The following is a 15,447-nucleotide window of genomic DNA, read 5'->3' as shown; positions in this document are numbered from 1 at the left end:
AACGAGAATTTCAATCCACTCACTCCATATTAGAGTGAGACTGTGAAAAAATAGGATTATCTTCCATAATTTTTCCATATTCTTGATTTTCTCAAATAAATCTACATAACTATTAAAAAAAGATGAGAAAAATACAGAAATAGCCTTTTTCACCCATAAAGTTTGGTGCGGGTCCCTTAGTGATTTTATGTGCACTTGAGGTTCGCACCAAAATATTAGTCATTCTTTTCCTAATGTTTACTTCCAAAAATCGTCAAAAATTGAAATTGGCATATGACGTTTATGTTGTGTTTTTTTATACCAACTTTCAATCTTTTCTTTTGCTTTTTCTGATACTACTTTTCCTTCGAGGTAGTTGTCGATATCGTCATAAGTGACACCAAGCGCTACTTCATCAGCTACTAAAGGTTTATCATCTTCTAAATCAGCAGTTGGGATTTTCGTATAGAGTTCAGCTGGTGCGCTTAATTCTTTCAGCAATGCCTTGCCTTGACGTTTGTTCAAACGGAATAACGGTAAAATATCTGCTCCACCATCCCCATATTTAGTATAAAAACCAGTAACATTTTCTGCCGCGTGATCTGTTCCAATGACGGCACCTGCTTTTTCTCCTGCAATTGCATATTGAACGATCATTCGTTGACGTGCTTTCATATTTCCTTTATTAAAATCATTTATTGAAACTCCAGATTCTTTAAGGGAAAGCACACTTGCGTCGATTGCCGGTTTGATATTTACCCGAAACGACACATCCGGCTCAATAAAGTCTAATGCTTTTTTAGCATCCGCTTCATCAGCCTGCTCTCCATAAGGCAAACGAACAGCGATAAATTGATATGATTCATCCTTAGTTTCATTACGCATCTCTCTCATTGTTAACTGAGCAAGTCTGCCAGCTAGCGTAGAATCTTGACCACCGCTGATTCCTAAAACAAAGGTTTTTAAAAACGGATACTTATATAAATAACTTTTCATAAAATCAATACTTTTTCGGATTTCTTCTTGCGGATCTATTTGCGGCTTTACGCCTAATTCTTCAATAATTACATTCTGTAACGGCTCCATAGAAAATCCCTCCTAATTTAAACACGAAACAAACGAGTTAATCCTACAACAAAAACGGAAATTGCCACTAAAACGTTCTTTGATTCATTGCCAATTTCTCTAATATCATAAAAATTGAGTTGTATAGTTAAATACTGTTTATTTCCCTTCAGTCAATGCTTTTACATCCACACGAACTTTTTCAAGTAAACGCATTTTATGATTCCAACACTCTGTTGATAGATCTACTGGGTATTTTTGTGGGTTAAGATCACGCTTATACTCTTCCCAAAGTGAATCAAGATTTTCTTTCGCATACCGTTTGATTTCTTTTAAAGTTGGCATGTCATAGACACGTTTTCCTTCAACAAAAATATCTTGCAATACCGCTCTTGCTTCAAAATCTCTGACGGTTTTATTGATAAAAGTGTGTACTGGGTGGAACATGTAAATTTCCTCTTGCTCACGAGGATCTTCATCCCATAATGTCACATAATCACCTTCAGATTTCTTGTCTGATTTACGTGTAATGCGCCATACTTGTTTTTTCCCAGGTGTTGTAACTTTTTCAGCATTACTGGAAAGTTTGATGGTGTCTTTCATTTGACCATCTTTATCTTCGATTGACACTAATTTAAAGACAGCACCTAGGGCTGGTTGATCATACGCCGTGATCAATTTTGTCCCAACACCCCAAACGTCAATTTTTGCTTTTTGCATTTTTAAACTCAAAATCGTATTTTCGTCTAAGTCATTTGAAGCATAGATTTTAGCCTCTGTGTATCCCGCTTCATCTAATTGTTCACGCACTCGTTTTGAAATATACGCCATGTCCCCACTATCGAGACGGACACCTAGGAAATTGATTTTATCCCCCATCTCCCTCGCTACACGGATTGCACTTGGAACTCCTGATTTTAAAGTATCATAAGTATCGACTAAAAAGACACAATCTTGATGAGTTTGTGCATAAGCTTTAAATGCATCATAATCATTGCCATAAGATTGTACTAAGGAATGAGCATGCGTACCGCTAACTGGAATACCGAAAATTTTACCAGCGCGAACATTACTTGTCGCATCCGCTCCGCCAATGTATGCGGCACGAGTTCCCCAAACTGCCGCATCTAATTCTTGGGCGCGACGAGTCCCAAATTCCATCAAAGGATCATCACCGATCACAGATTTGATGCGTGCTGCTTTAGTAGCAATCAAGGTTTGGAAATTGACCATATTTAAAAGAGCTGTTTCAATCAATTGACATTGGGCTAATGGACCTTCTACTTGAATCAGTGGTTCATTATTAAAAACCAAATCACCTTCTAATGCAGAACGAACAGTACATTTAAATTCAAACTCTTTTAAGTATGTCAAAAAGTCCTCTGGATACTCTTCTACGTCTCTTAGATATGCGATATCTGTATCTGTAAAAGTTAAGTTTTCTAGATAATCCACCAAGCGTTCCAAGCCAGCGAAAATAGCATACCCATGATTAAAAGGCATCTCCCGAAAATAACATTCAAAAACTGAATGTAGATCTGCTCTGCCTAATTTCCAATACGTTTGCATCATGTTGATTTGATATAAATCTGTATGTAACGTTAAACTATCATCCTTATAAACTTTCTTCATCTCATTATGCCACCCTTTATTTTTTCTAAATTTTAATTCTTATTATATCAAAAAGCTACCTTTTTAACTAAAACCTGATTTTTAAGATAGTTTTTTCTTGAAGATAAAAAACTTACTGAAAAAGTAATTCAATACCACAACTACCACTTGTGTCACCATCTTTGCCCAAAAATCTGAAATATGCAGCCATTCGATCATTAAAACCATTAATGCCATGTCTACGACAAATGACAAAATACGATACCAATAAAACAATAGCATTTCTCGAATAAAAGAACCAATATCCTCATGATTACTCGCAAAAACAAAATATTTATTGGTGAAAAATGCGAACAACACAGATAAAAACCAGCCGATTGCATTGCTTATTTTATAGTCGATCCCTAAGATATCTTTACAGATGAAAAAAATCACTATATTCACTATCGTTGTTGCTACACCAAAAACCAAATATGATATTACTTCTTTATATTTATGAAATAATTCTTTCAACGTCCACGCTTCCTTTCGTTTTTCTCCTTATTTTATCAAAGATAAGATAGAAATCCTACTGATTTTCTAGTTTATCATCGTTCATTATTCAATCACTTTCACATAATCAGAGAAAAAAGTTCATTCACCAAACTGATTGACGCTATTCTTTCGTTCATTTAACACATTCTGACTAAACAAAAAACCTTGAAAAAGCCGTCGTCCAACTTTTAGCAAGGTCTCAAATTTTCTTATGACGGATCAACATTTTTTTGAATGACAATGATATCTTTTCTTGGTGCACTGAAAGAATATCCTTTTTGTTGCATGTCATTTTTAACGCCAATATGAACGGTTACTTCTTCTCTTGTTGTATTTAACAACTTTTTAATCACATAATCAATTTCTTTTTTGGTAATCTTCTTTTTAGTGTTAATCATGATGATGTCGATTTTATCAAAGGCATCAGCGTAGACAATTTGAGTCCGGTCTAATGCATATAATTTAAAAAATTTAATCGCTTTTGTACCAAAAACGAACTTAGTGATATTTGGATAAAAATACTCTAAGTCTAGATTTCTATTGATTGGTGTTTCAATTAATTTCATTTGCTCCGCTCCTTCCTAAGTTTAATAGTTTGTCTTGATAACTTTACATAAAAATTTTACTCTTTCCTTGACCCTTTGTAAATCAAAAAGTGAGTTTTCATAAAAAAATAAAAACTATGTTATGCTATAAAAAAGACTTGACCTTAACGTTAAGTAAAGGTTTATACTCATTTCAAACGGGAGTGAAACAGATGGACTATACGATCAAAAAAATTGCTGAACTATCCGGAATCAGTACCCGAACATTGCGTTATTATGACGAAATCGACCTGTTAAAACCTGCGTATCTCAATTCTTCTGGTTATCGTATTTACGGTACGAAATAAATCGACAAGCTGCAGCAAATCCTTTTTTATCGTTCATTAGATTTAAAACTAGAAGTAATCCAAAAACTACTGAACAATCCAAATTACGATCCCGAGCATGCACTACAGGAACATTATCACCAGTCATTGGAAAAGCGTCAACAGCTCGATTATCAGATTCTAACTGTAGAAAAAACAATCAGTTATAAAAAAGGAGAAACGACTATGACAGATAAAGAAAAATTTGTAGGATTCAAACAAGAAAAACGACTAGAAAATGAACAAAGATATGGCAAAGAAATACGTGAAAAATACAGCGAATATACTGTTGAAGCCTCTAATAAAAAATGGTTAAACTTAACAGAAGAAGATTTTGCAGGTATGAAACTTGCTGAGAAGGAGATGTTTGTAGCCTTGAAGATCGTGCTAGACACCAAAGACTATCGATCACAAGAAGCAGAAACAGCCTTCTTGAAACATAGAGAATGGCTTCAATATACTTCACCAGTTTATTCAATAGAAATGCATAGAGGCCTAGGAGAACTATACATTAGTGATGAACGTTTTGCTGCTTACTACGATGACCGAGCAGGAAATTCTACTGCTCAAACACTAAACCAACTAATTCAACATTTTACACAATAGAGAAATGACTAAACCTATGAATCGTTTTAAGGAGCCTGGGACATAACTAAAAACGTTATGTTTCAGGCTCTTAGTAATCGAATAAATGGTGGGTGCAGAAGCAACTCCTTCGGAAATAAACACTTCTGTTCCAACCTCCTTAAATCTAATGAACGTATTATAAAACATTAGTTTCTTTCTAGATCATTCCCACTAATCCTAAAACATTCCTACAAAAGCCAAACCGAATAAAATTAATAAAAAAATCGTGATTGCTGCCGATTTAAGTCTTCGCTTTCTCTGTTTAGCAATAAAATTAGCATTTTTTAAACGCGCTTGCTTATAACTGTCAGAGTGTTTGATTTGCGTAATATCATAATAGAAAAAATACAGTGGTTGTTCCAGAATATTTTCATCTAATTCATCGGTAAAACCAACTAACAACGTATACTGTCTGATTTTTGATGGGAAATTTCTGCTGTTCTTCTTTTTTAGCTTTACATATAATTCTTGATCGCCTAGAAAATAGTAAGATTGATCATCTTCTTGAATTTCGATCGACTCCATTTGTTTAAATTCTTCGGGTAATTGCTTTTCAATCCGTTGAAAATACGCATCAAACACTTCTGCACGTAAGTAACGAAGTAAATAGACGACTGCGCCTATCTCCAGCAAAAATAAAAATACTAAAAGCCATCTAATAAAAAATTCAGATGCCCCGATCCCAATAGCTGTTACCAACATAATGGCTAGTAAAAATAATAAATATTTTTGGTAATGCTTCATATACAACTGTCTGATTCCAGATTGATAATACTGTAAATCATGCGCCACATTCTCTTTTATTTCTTTCATTGTTACTCCCCCAAGTTTTAAATCGATTTCCTACCTAAAGCATCATACTATTTTATAAACCGTTCCTTGCTTTAAGATTCTCACAGAAAGTACTTCCTGACAATCTGCATTTTTATCTGTTGATGATCTCAACGAATCTTGCTACTTGATGATTTCTTCAAAAATGAATGTACCCACGCCACCCTCTAAACAATCACCGATGACCCGCTGACATTGCTCTTTGACAATTTCCTTCGCATTCCCAACTGCAACAGGAATATCGACAACAGCCAACATCGCTAAATCGTTTTCGCCATCACCAATACCATAGCTACGCGCATCTGGGAAATTCTTCATAAATTCTTTGATTGCATTTCCTTTGCTGCTCTTTGGATCGACGATTTCTAAGCATTGTGTAAAGGAAGAAAAAACTTCCGCTGACTCACTACTCAATACCTCACGTAGTCGTTCATGTTCCTCATCGCTTGCTTCCATCAATTCTATTTTCATCACTTTTAAGTCTGGATGTTCAGTCAAATAGGTAAAGGGATCTTCTACATGTTGACATTGTTCTTTGAAGAAGGCTTCTTTAAAATCCATGATTTGTTTGCCTGCTTCCCCCATCACTTCAAGTTTTTTCCTCAAGGCTAAAATATTCGCTTCATAATTTTCAACTGGTTTTAAAATGATTCCTTCATTTGTGTGAATATGATAAAAAATATTCCGTGCTTCTAAAATGGCGATGACTCTCTCGCATTCAGTCATGGATACACAATGATTATATTGAACGGGTTCACCAACTAATTTATGTCCCCCACCATTACTAAAAATAACATCGCACTCACTGTCTAATTCATCCATCAATTCTGTCAATTGTGCATAACCACGGCCACTGATAAACACAAAATGATCCCCTTGTTTTTGTAATGCGTAAATCGCATCATAATTGACTTTCGGCACTTCGCCAGCCAAATCCTGAAATGTTCCATCTATATCACAAAACACAATGTTCATTCATTAAGCTCCTTTTCTTTATTGGCTCATCACCCCTTTGGGAACAAGATAAAATAAGAGTAAGCCTTTTTATTTCAACTATCTGAGTATAGCATAATTTCTTTGAAAATTTTTAACTTTCTTCATTTTTACAGTTGTCCGTTTAAACGAAGAAAGTTAAAAAATCTGTATAAATAGCCGCTAACTACATCGGTTATTTATACAGATTCGCTTAATTGCTGTTTTGACTTTTTGTTCTATTCATACAAACTTAGTCCGTGTAATCAACGATCGTCGCATAAAGCTCTTTTAACTCCTGCTTACTGTCAACCCCTCCCAATAATGATTGTGACACCTTCTTTTTTTCTACAGCCTCTTTATCATTGCTGTATACTACAGCCTTTGCTGACGTCGGTCGTTTCGCGACTTCTTTGTAATCTTCTTTAAAATGTTGAATTGATCTATTGGACAATTCATTAGGCAAGTCAATGATTTCTGTACTTTTTGCTAATAATTCATCATAATTGTCTTTAGGATAGGCTATTTTCTCACCGTAAGTTGTCATTGAAAGACTTTGCGAAGTCAACCAGACTTCTTTTTTCTCTTTATTAAATGAATATTTTAAATCTACTAGCGCAAAAACGCTTAGCTCGTTTCCTTCATTCAAGGGATAATAGGCCCACACTTTTAGTTCGACACTTGAAGCGTACATTGTATATTCAGAAACTCCTGTTTACATGCCTTCAGTCATAACATCATTTTGCAGCATCCCTTTGACTTGTGAGATAAACTTTGGAATTTTTACTTTAAACTTGTTTTCTAATAAATCAAGGCTTCGTTTTCCTTAATTTTAGGATAATCAAACGTTCCAAATGGTTTATCTCGTTTTTCATGCCAGGTAAGCTGCTGATGTTCGACTGGGCCTGTCTGTTTTTTAGAAGAACAGCCACTAATCATTAGCGCACCTACGATTATCACCACACATAAAAGATAGGCGTTTCGTTTCATTATTTGTCCTCTACTTTCTCTGCTTCATTGAACACGACGATTGGAACAGCTTTTGCCTCTTTGAAGACATCCTTTGCTGGAATCAATTAAACATCACGATCATCTTTTAATTCATATAAACTAACACCTTCAAGTCCGTTTCCAACATAAATTTCTTTACTTTTTTGTTTGATTAATTTTGGAATATCCAAAATTGAATTGTTTTCCATACTTGCTTTGTTCATTGCGCTTTTTAAGACAGTCACAATCGAATGAATCGTTGCAGGGGATAAATTCAAACCTGTTAAATAGTTTACAAACTCTTCAACATCTCGACTTTTCACAAGAGTCAATTGCTTTTTCACTAGAAAAGGAATAATGTATTTATCCATCCGTAAACGGTAACTTGAATATGTTGATCGCTTGATTTTTTTTCGCATCAATACATTTATATATATTTTCACCTTTTCTGCTCAACTTATAACAGCCTTTCCGAAAAATTTTGATGGCTAAAAAATATAAATCTTTTTTCTAAATCTATATCGGTCAATAATTATTGGATAACATACAATCAAAATAGAAGAATTTATCGTTAGATCCAGCCAATTTTTATTTATTACTAAAAATAAACCTCCAGTATTCTCATTTTTTATCAAAATTATTAAAAACGTGATAAAAAACGAACTTGTTCTTTATAGACTGTGTTCTCATTTTGATATAGAATAAATTAGTAGTTCTAATTAGAAAGCGATTACATCTTTGTTAGATTCATTATTTTCTTATAACTGCTACATCCAAGAAAAAAATTTTTGATTTATAGTCAACATCATTATAACAATAAATATTTTATTTTACACTATTTTATATCAAAATCATATTTTTTATTAGATATATATTACTATTAATAACATATTCACTCTTTCCCTTCATGGATAAAGCCCATTCTTAAAGGATCACCCCCTTAAATGTAATATTCCCTTTCCTATTAATCTTTGAAAAAGAGATTTAATCAATTGCAACCATCTTTTAGTATTTTTCGAACCTGCAAGAAAAATTTTATGGTAAAATGATATATCTACATAACCTATTGATAAGGAGCACGATTATTGGAAACAAAACCCTTTTTCTCAGGTAGTCAATTAAAATGGATCGCTATCATTGCTATGTTGCTGGATCATACAGCAAAAATTATTTCTTTTCACCCTTTTTTTACACATTCTGTTCCTTATGGGAATGAAACGAGTTCTCTGATTCAACTAAGCCAAGAAATCTTTCCAATTTTTATTCTGATTGGAAGGCTTGCTTTTCCTTTATTCTGTTTTTTATTAGTAGAGGGATTTATCCATACTTCAAATACTAAAAAGTATCTGATCCGTTTGTGTCTATTTGCTTTAGTTTCTGAGATACCGTATGATTTGGCTTTTTCTCATCAAGTCATTGATCTAGAAAGTCAAAATGTCTTTTTCACATTGTTGATTGGTTTATTGGTAATCATTGGGTTGGAGAAATTACAAGATTACTCCATAAAAAATGTGCTATTCTCTATTGCTATTGTTGGGACTGGAATTTATTTAGCCGAATGGTTGCGAAGTGATTATGGTGGTTGGATTGGTATTTTGTTGATTGTCGTTTTATATCTATTAAGAGATTTTCTGCTATTAAAATGTCTTTTAGGGGCATTGGTCCTTTTACAAAATAGTTGGTTTGGGCTATTTGCCTTTATCCTGATTTATTTTTACAATGGACAACGCGGAAAACAGTGGAAATATTTTTTTTATTGGTTTTATCCAGTTCATTTGTTGGTATTAATAGGGATTCAACAGTTTTTGATTATTCCTCATTTCACCTAAGTATAAAATCAAAAAGCAGTTTAACATTGTTACATGTTAAACTGCTTTTTGATTTAGCTATTGCTTGATTACATCATACCGCCCATTCCCATAGAAGGGTCCATTGGTGGCATACCACTTGCTCCTGCCGGTTCTGGTTTATCTGCGACAACTGCTTCTGTTGTTAATAACAAGGCAGCTACTGATGCAGCGTTTTGTAATGCTGAACGCGTTACTTTCGTTGGATCAACGATTCCAGCTTCGACCATGTTTACCCATTCGCCATTAGCAGCATTAAACCCAGTACCTAACTCGATATTTTTTAATTTATCAACGATTACTGAGCCTTCATATCCAGCATTTTCAGCAATTTGACGGATTGGTTCTTCTAAAGCACGAACAACGATTTTCACACCAGTTGCTACATCGCCTTCTGCCTCTAAAGCAGCTACTTTTCCGATAACATTTACAAGCGCTGTACCACCACCAGAAACCATACCTTCTTCAACGGCAGCACGAGTAGCATTCAATGCATCTTCAATACGTAATTTTAATTCTTTTAATTCTGTTTCAGTTGCAGCACCAACTTTAACTACCGCAACACCACCAGCTAATTTAGCCAAGCGTTCTTGTAATTTTTCACGGTCAAAATCAGATGTTGTTTCTGCAATTTGATTTTTGATCAATTGAACTCGAGCATCGATACCAGCTTTTTCACCAGCGCCTTCAACAATCGTTGTATTGTCTTTGTCTACAACAACTTTGCTTGCATTTCCAAGGTTTTCGATTGTTGTATCTTTTAATTCAAGACCTAGATCGTCAGTGATTACTGTGGCTCCTGTTAACATAGCAATATCTTCAAGCATTGCTTTACGACGATCACCAAATCCTGGTGCTTTTACAGCAACAACATTGAATGTTCCACGAATTTTATTTAAAACAAGTGTTGGTAAAGCTTCTCCATCAACATCATCAGCAATAATTAATAATGGACGGCTTTGTTGTAAAATTTGTTCTAACAAAGGCAAGATATCTTGAATATTAGAGATTTTTTTATCTGTAATCAAGATATATGGATTTTCTAAGACAGCTTCCATTTTATCATTGTCTGTTACCATGTATTGAGATAAGTAACCACGGTCAAATTGCATTCCTTCAACTACGTCTAGTTCAGTTTCGATTCCTTTTGATTCTTCGATTGTGATGACACCATCGTTACCGACTTTTTCCATTGCATCCGCAATTAATTGTCCTACACCGTCAGAACCAGAAGAAACAGCAGCAACTTGTGCAATTGCTTCTTTTGAATCAACAACTGTTGAAATGTTGTGTAACTCTTCGACTGCCGTTTTTGTAGCCAATTCGATACCACGACGAATTCCTAGAGGATTCGCACCAGCAGTTACATTTTTCAATCCTTCACGAACGATAGCTTGGGTCAATACTGTTGCAGTAGTTGTTCCATCTCCAGCGATATCATTTGTTTTAGAAGCAACTTCAGAAACTAATTTCGCCCCCATATTTTCAAAATGATCTTCTAGTTCGATTTCTTTTGCAATCGTAACACCATCATTTGTAATAAGTGGTGATCCAAATGATTTTTCTAAAACAACGTTACGGCCTTTAGGACCTAATGTTACTTTTACTGTGTCTGCTAAAATATCTACTCCACGAAGCATTGCTGCACGTGCATCTTCTGCAAATTTGATTTCTTTTGCCATAATTCCTTCACCTCAAAAATTTTATTTTTTCTATTTAAAATGGTTTTTTTATTAAAAATGGATTACTCAACAATCGCAATGATGTCTTTACCAGAAACGATCAAATAATCATTTCCTTCATATTTAACTTCTGTTCCTGAATATTTTTCAAACATTACTGTGTCGCCTTCTTTAACATCGGCAGGAACTTTTGTACCGTTTTCTAATACACGGCCTTCACCTACTGCGATAACTTTTCCTGTCTGAGGCTTTTCTTTAGCAGCTGATGCTAAGACGATTCCCCCTACTGTTTTTTCTTCTTCTTTCGCGACTTCAATAACGACGCGATCGCTTAATGGTTTTAACACAATAAATCCCTCCATAAAAAAATATTTATCTTTTTAGCACTCTTAGTTATCGAGTGCTAACTCACACTATTTATAATACTCATTTCCTTTTCATTTTGCAAGTCTTTTGACTAATTTTATTCAATAATCGGTCAAAAAACGAAAGTTTCTGTTCTTAAATTGATATATTTCTTTTCTACCGTTCATTTCATGGTAAAATAAGAACAGAAAGAGAGGCGATTGAAATGAAACAAAGAATTACAGGAGCTTTAACAATAACAGCACTTTACCTCATCATTGCGAATGTTGGTAATTTCTTTTTTGGAGTAAGCAGGCGTTTCGACTGGACAACGACATTATGGGAAGCAGCCTTTTTCTTCGTATTTATCTTTCTGCTATTAGGCTATCGCAATAATCATAAAAAATAATAGTCATACGAAACAAATGTCAACTATGGTATACTTTTTACATTCTGCAATTAATGAAAGGAGTTTTCTGTTTATATGCCTAAAAATATGTCTATAAAAAAAGTAAGTTTATCCATGGTCCTTCTATACGGACTTGTATTTTTTTCTCCCTATATTTTTAGCCCTTTTTCATCTGATATCGTAATCAGTGGTACAACCTTCACTTATATCTTAGGTGCTGGCTTGATGATTTGGCTCTACATTATAAATAAAAATACTGCCGTTACAACAGTAGAAAAGGAAGCCAAATTGACTTCACCCGTTTTCATCTACTTACTAGGTGTCAGTGGTATTTTCTTAGCAATGATTATTCAAGCCGTCGTTTTTGGTATCGAAACAGCGATTACAGGTGCAGAACCTAGTTCACAAAATACACAAAATATTATTGCCGTTATTCTAGCGAATCCTTTGTTTATCCTAGCAACTACGATTGGTGGTCCTATCATGGAAGAATTTGTTTTTCGTCGTTCTTTGATTGGTTTGACTGAAACGTACACTGGTTTTTGGATTGCGGCAATCATTAGTTCTTCTTTATTCTCTGTTATTCATCAAGATGGTCATTTCTTTGTCTATTTTTTCATGGGCTTCTTCTTTGCTCTATTATATAAAATGACTGGGAAAATTTGGACCTCGATCATCGCTCATTGTGGCATGAATACGCTAGTTGTGATTGCTCAACTCGTTATGCATTACGCAAATATTGAATTACCTAAATAAAAAAATTCCCCTATGATTGCCTTTTTTAAAGAGTGCAACCATAGGGGTTTTATATTATTCTTTTTCGTCTTCGATTTCAGTACCAGCTAATTCATTATCATGATGCAAGAAGTAAATCAACGTTTGTAATTCGTTGGTCAAATCAACATTTTGAATCAACACATCTGTTGGTGCTACTAAACGAGCTGCTGTAAAGTTCAGAATCCCTTTAACCCCAGCATCTGCTAATTGACTAACCACTTCTTGTGCTTTTCTTGCTGGAAGGGTCAAAATTGCGACCTCAATTTGCTGTATGCGAATCTGTTCCATCATATCCGTCATTGGATAAACCGGAATACCATCTACGATTCTGCCAACGATGTCGTCGTTAACATCAAATGCGCAGCTGACACGAATACTGTTACTTTGATGAAATTTATACTTCAATAAGGCACTTCCTAAGTTACCTACACCAATCAAAGCTACATTGGTTAGCTCATCATCATTCAATGTTTTTGCAAAGAAATTCATCAAGTTTTCCACATCGTAACCATAACCACGCTTGCCTAATTCGCCAAAATAAGAAAAATCTCGTCGAATCGTTGCGCTGTCTACTTGTACTGCTTCACTTAGTTCAGTAGATGAAACTTTATTTTTGCCTGCATCATGCAGAATTCTCAAATAACGATAATATAGGGGAAGGCGTCTTGCCGTTGCTTTTGGAATAATTTGGTCTTTCACAATCGTACCTCCAATACTCTAAATATACACAAATATCCATCTCTCATAATAGCAGTTGTTCCAGATAAAAAGCAATCTTACAGCTCAAAAAAAGCAATATTTTTCAAACTTTCTTAAAATTGTTCTGATTATTTTTCTCTCTAGTCGTTGGATGGATGCTTTTTCCGGTCAATTTATGCTACACTTAAGGCATTGAAATAGAAATGAGGTTACCACATGATTTTACTCCAAGCAAATCAAATCGCCCGTTATTTCGGCGCAGACACTTTGTTTGATAACATACAAATGGAAATCAGTACAAATAGCCGAATAGCTTTAGTTGGCCGTAACGGTGCTGGTAAATCTACTCTGCTAAAAATAATCGCAGGAATCGACACACCCGATGCTGGTACGATTGCTAAAAATAAAACAGCCAGTCTGGGTTATTTAGCCCAAGATACTGGACTTGATTCAGATAAGACCGTTTGGGATGAAATGCTAGAAGCATTTGTAGAAGTCATCACAATGGAAAAACGAATGCGTGAACTTGAATTGATTATCAGTGAACTGCTGCCTGATGATTCAAAATATGAATCGATTATGAAAGAATATGATCGCTTGCAACATGACTTTTCAGAAAAAAATGGTTATGGCTATGAAAATGAGATTCGGTCAGTTTTGCATGGTTTTGGATTTAAAGAAGAATTTTATTCAAAAAATATCAGTACATTATCGGGGGGGCAAAAAACACGTTTAGCTTTAGCGCGGATGTTACTGCAAAAACCAGATATTCTGATTCTGGATGAACCGACTAACCACTTAGACATTGATACCCTTTCATGGTTAGAGAATTATTTGCCTAGCTACTCTGGAGCCCTCTTGATAGTTTCACATGACCGATATTTTCTAGATAAAGTAGTGTCTGAAGTTTATGAAATCAGTCGCCACAAAATGCGTTATTACAAAGGCAATTACTCAAAATATTTAGCATTAAAAGCAGAGCAACTGACTAGTGAATGGAAAGCCTACGAGAAACAACAAACCGAAATCAACAAATTGGAAGATTTCGTAGCCCGAAATTTAGTCAGAGCATCCACAACTAAAAGAGCACAAAGTCGTAGAAAAACCCTAGAGAAAATGGAGCGTTTAGACCGACCTCAAGGCGATGAAAAATCAGCTAATTTTCTTTTTGCCATCGAGAAAGTTTCTGGAAATGTTGTCCTCCAAGTAGAAGACGCTGCGATAGGTTATGACAGCCATATCCTATCAGAACCTGTTTCACTCGATATACGTCGTCAAGAAGCCATTGCTTTAGTTGGACCTAACGGAATCGGCAAATCGACTTTATTAAAATCGATCATTGGAACGATTCCTTTCATTAAGGGAAATGCAACATTAGGAACGAATGTTCAAATTGGTTATTATGACCAAGAGCAAGCGAACTTGCATGGGACAAAAACAGTTTTAGCTGAACTTTGGGATGAGCATCCTACTACACCCGAAAAAGATATTCGTAATATTCTAGGCAGTTTTTTATTCAGTGGAAATGATGTCGAAAAAACCATCCCTCTTCTAAGTGGTGGAGAAAAAGCGCGCGTTGCCCTAGCAAAATTATCAATGGATAAAGAAAACTTCTTGATTCTTGATGAACCGACAAACCATTTAGATATCGATAATAAAGAAGTTTTGGAAAATGCTTTGATTGATTACGAAGGAACCCTTCTTTTTGTTTCACATGACCGTTATTTCATAAATCGTATTGCAACGAAAGTCATTGAACTATCTGAGTCTGGTAGCAAACTTTATTTGGGCGATTATGATTACTATTTAGAGAAGAAAAAAGAAGAAGAAGAATTGGCTACACTATTAGCTGAGCAATCCTCTGTAAAACAAACTGAAATCGCAAAACCTAAAAATGATTTTTATCAAAATAAAGAACAACAAAAAATCTTGCGTCATTTAAATCGTAAAATAACAAAAATCGAAGAAAACTTAGCAGCATTGGACACAACGATAGCACAATTAGAACAATCGATGAGTGATCCCGCACTTGTGGATGATCATATGCAGCTAATGTCATTAAATGAAGAATTAGAATCACAACGGTCACAACAAGAACAATTGCTGACAGACTGGGAAAATCTTAGCTTAGAACTTGAAGAAGCAGAAGAAAATAATTGACGAAAGGCA

General features: G+C 34.8%; 16 protein-coding genes, 1 pseudogene and 1 CRISPR repeat array (1 of these 18 cut by a window edge). Of the genes and pseudogenes, 5 read left to right on the top strand and 12 right to left on the bottom strand.

The annotated features are described in order from the left end of the window. Positions 1-41: a CRISPR direct-repeat array (repeat unit 34 nt; unit sequence ATTTCAATCCACTCACTCCATATTAGAGTGAGAC); it reaches 338 nt to the left of the window's first position. 196 nt (positions 42-237) lie between these two features. The 4 genes from nadE to IGJ34_RS05260 all read right to left on the bottom strand — a co-directional run bounded on the left by nadE (position 238) and on the right by IGJ34_RS05260 (position 3,755). Next, on the bottom strand, positions 238-1,065 hold the full coding sequence (gene nadE / locus IGJ34_RS05275) for an ammonia-dependent NAD(+) synthetase (RefSeq protein WP_430598296.1): 828 nt from the start codon (positions 1,063-1,065) through the stop codon (positions 238-240). A gap of 138 nt (positions 1,066-1,203) precedes the next feature. Beyond that, positions 1,204-2,676 (bottom strand): nicotinate phosphoribosyltransferase, encoded by a 1,473-nt coding sequence (locus IGJ34_RS05270; RefSeq protein ID WP_069654662.1) that lies wholly within the window; start codon positions 2,674-2,676, stop codon positions 1,204-1,206. 81 nt (positions 2,677-2,757) lie between these two features. After that, on the bottom strand, positions 2,758-3,168 hold the full coding sequence (locus IGJ34_RS05265) for a GtrA family protein (protein WP_430598295.1): 411 nt from the start codon (positions 3,166-3,168) through the stop codon (positions 2,758-2,760). Between the two features lie 230 nt (positions 3,169-3,398). After that, positions 3,399-3,755, bottom strand: a complete 357-nt coding sequence (locus IGJ34_RS05260; protein ID WP_069654664.1) for a DUF1827 family protein — start codon at positions 3,753-3,755, stop codon at positions 3,399-3,401. A gap of 191 nt (positions 3,756-3,946) precedes the next feature. Here IGJ34_RS05260 and IGJ34_RS05255 point away from each other — a divergent pair. Beyond that, positions 3,947-4,705 (top strand): annotated as a pseudogene (locus IGJ34_RS05255) (MerR family transcriptional regulator). Between the two features lie 198 nt (positions 4,706-4,903). On the opposite strand, the gene IGJ34_RS05250 reads toward IGJ34_RS05255, so the two are convergent. The 5 genes from IGJ34_RS05250 to IGJ34_RS05230 all read right to left on the bottom strand — a co-directional run bounded on the left by IGJ34_RS05250 (position 4,904) and on the right by IGJ34_RS05230 (position 7,962). Then, positions 4,904-5,539 carry a hypothetical protein gene (locus tag IGJ34_RS05250; RefSeq protein ID WP_430598294.1) on the bottom strand — a complete coding sequence of 212 codons (636 nt, stop codon included), beginning with the start codon at positions 5,537-5,539 and terminating at the stop codon, positions 4,904-4,906. 141 nt (positions 5,540-5,680) lie between these two features. Further along, positions 5,681-6,532 (bottom strand): HAD family hydrolase, encoded by an 852-nt coding sequence (locus IGJ34_RS05245; protein WP_111247983.1) that lies wholly within the window; start codon positions 6,530-6,532, stop codon positions 5,681-5,683. A 250-nt stretch (positions 6,533-6,782) separates the two neighbouring features. Next, entirely contained in the window at positions 6,783-7,223 is a 441-nt protein-coding gene (locus tag IGJ34_RS05240) for a hypothetical protein (protein ID WP_430598293.1), read from the bottom strand. A gap of 107 nt (positions 7,224-7,330) precedes the next feature. Further along, positions 7,331-7,519, bottom strand: coding sequence for a hypothetical protein (locus tag IGJ34_RS05235; RefSeq protein WP_430598292.1), 189 nt, complete (start codon positions 7,517-7,519; stop codon positions 7,331-7,333). An 86-nt stretch (positions 7,520-7,605) separates the two neighbouring features. After that, positions 7,606-7,962, bottom strand: a complete 357-nt coding sequence (locus tag IGJ34_RS05230) for a hypothetical protein (RefSeq protein ID WP_430598291.1) — start codon at positions 7,960-7,962, stop codon at positions 7,606-7,608. A 642-nt stretch (positions 7,963-8,604) separates the two neighbouring features. On the opposite strand from IGJ34_RS05230, the gene IGJ34_RS05225 reads away from it, so the two are divergent. Then, positions 8,605-9,348: a TraX family protein gene (locus IGJ34_RS05225; protein WP_069654669.1), complete on the top strand. Its 744-nt coding sequence runs from the start codon at positions 8,605-8,607 to the stop codon at positions 9,346-9,348. Between the two features lie 68 nt (positions 9,349-9,416). Here the strand turns inward: IGJ34_RS05225 and groL are convergent, their stop codons facing one another. Together groL and groES are read right to left on the bottom strand one after the other, a co-directional pair. Then, positions 9,417-11,048: a chaperonin GroEL gene (groL, locus tag IGJ34_RS05220; protein ID WP_430598290.1), complete on the bottom strand. Its 1,632-nt coding sequence runs from the start codon at positions 11,046-11,048 to the stop codon at positions 9,417-9,419. 62 nt (positions 11,049-11,110) lie between these two features. Further along, positions 11,111-11,395: a co-chaperone GroES gene (gene groES / locus IGJ34_RS05215; protein ID WP_069654671.1), complete on the bottom strand. Its 285-nt coding sequence runs from the start codon at positions 11,393-11,395 to the stop codon at positions 11,111-11,113. Positions 11,396-11,619: 224 nt separating this feature from the next. On the opposite strand from groES, the gene IGJ34_RS05210 reads away from it, so the two are divergent. Then, the gene (locus IGJ34_RS05210) at positions 11,620-11,802 is read left to right on the top strand and encodes a hypothetical protein (protein ID WP_069654672.1); all 183 of its coding nucleotides are present in this window, start codon (positions 11,620-11,622) and stop codon (positions 11,800-11,802) included. A gap of 87 nt (positions 11,803-11,889) precedes the next feature. Then, the gene (locus IGJ34_RS05205) at positions 11,890-12,558 is read left to right on the top strand and encodes a CPBP family intramembrane glutamic endopeptidase (protein ID WP_069654701.1); all 669 of its coding nucleotides are present in this window, start codon (positions 11,890-11,892) and stop codon (positions 12,556-12,558) included. Between the two features lie 54 nt (positions 12,559-12,612). Here IGJ34_RS05205 and IGJ34_RS05200 read toward each other — a convergent pair whose 3' ends face one another. After that, entirely contained in the window at positions 12,613-13,278 is a 666-nt protein-coding gene (locus tag IGJ34_RS05200; protein WP_430598289.1) for a redox-sensing transcriptional repressor Rex, read from the bottom strand. A gap of 216 nt (positions 13,279-13,494) precedes the next feature. On the opposite strand from IGJ34_RS05200, the gene IGJ34_RS05195 reads away from it, so the two are divergent. Beyond that, positions 13,495-15,438 carry an ABC-F family ATP-binding cassette domain-containing protein gene (locus IGJ34_RS05195; RefSeq protein WP_430598288.1) on the top strand — a complete coding sequence of 648 codons (1,944 nt, stop codon included), beginning with the start codon at positions 13,495-13,497 and terminating at the stop codon, positions 15,436-15,438. The last annotated feature ends 9 nt before the right edge of the window (positions 15,439-15,447 follow it).

Source organism: Enterococcus sp. AZ177, assembly GCF_050544585.1.
Lineage (GTDB): Bacteria > Bacillota > Bacilli > Lactobacillales > Enterococcaceae > Enterococcus_L > Enterococcus_L plantarum.
The sequence above is the reverse complement of the archived record's forward strand: the minus strand, read 5'-3'. Positions and strand labels throughout refer to the sequence as shown.

Bases quoted from the DNA above. Each gene is read 5' to 3' on its own strand.
- nadE (WP_430598296.1), bottom strand. From the start codon at position 1,065: ATGGAGCCGTTACAGAATGTAATTATTGAAGAATTAGGCGTAAAGCCG.
- IGJ34_RS05270 (WP_069654662.1), bottom strand. From the start codon at position 2,676: ATGAAGAAAGTTTATAAGGATGATAGTTTAACGTTACATACAGATTTA.
- IGJ34_RS05260 (WP_069654664.1), bottom strand. From the start codon at position 3,755: ATGAAATTAATTGAAACACCAATCAATAGAAATCTAGACTTAGAGTAT.
- IGJ34_RS05250 (WP_430598294.1), bottom strand. From the start codon at position 5,539: ATGAAAGAAATAAAAGAGAATGTGGCGCATGATTTACAGTATTATCAA.
- IGJ34_RS05245 (WP_111247983.1), bottom strand. From the start codon at position 6,532: ATGAACATTGTGTTTTGTGATATAGATGGAACATTTCAGGATTTGGCT.
- IGJ34_RS05240 (WP_430598293.1), bottom strand. From the start codon at position 7,223: ATGTACGCTTCAAGTGTCGAACTAAAAGTGTGGGCCTATTATCCCTTG.
- IGJ34_RS05235 (WP_430598292.1), bottom strand. From the start codon at position 7,519: ATGAAACGAAACGCCTATCTTTTATGTGTGGTGATAATCGTAGGTGCG.
- groL (WP_430598290.1), bottom strand. From the start codon at position 11,048: ATGGCAAAAGAAATCAAATTTGCAGAAGATGCACGTGCAGCAATGCTT.
- IGJ34_RS05210 (WP_069654672.1), top strand. From the start codon at position 11,620: ATGAAACAAAGAATTACAGGAGCTTTAACAATAACAGCACTTTACCTC.
- IGJ34_RS05205 (WP_069654701.1), top strand. From the start codon at position 11,890: ATGTCTATAAAAAAAGTAAGTTTATCCATGGTCCTTCTATACGGACTT.
- IGJ34_RS05195 (WP_430598288.1), top strand. From the start codon at position 13,495: ATGATTTTACTCCAAGCAAATCAAATCGCCCGTTATTTCGGCGCAGAC.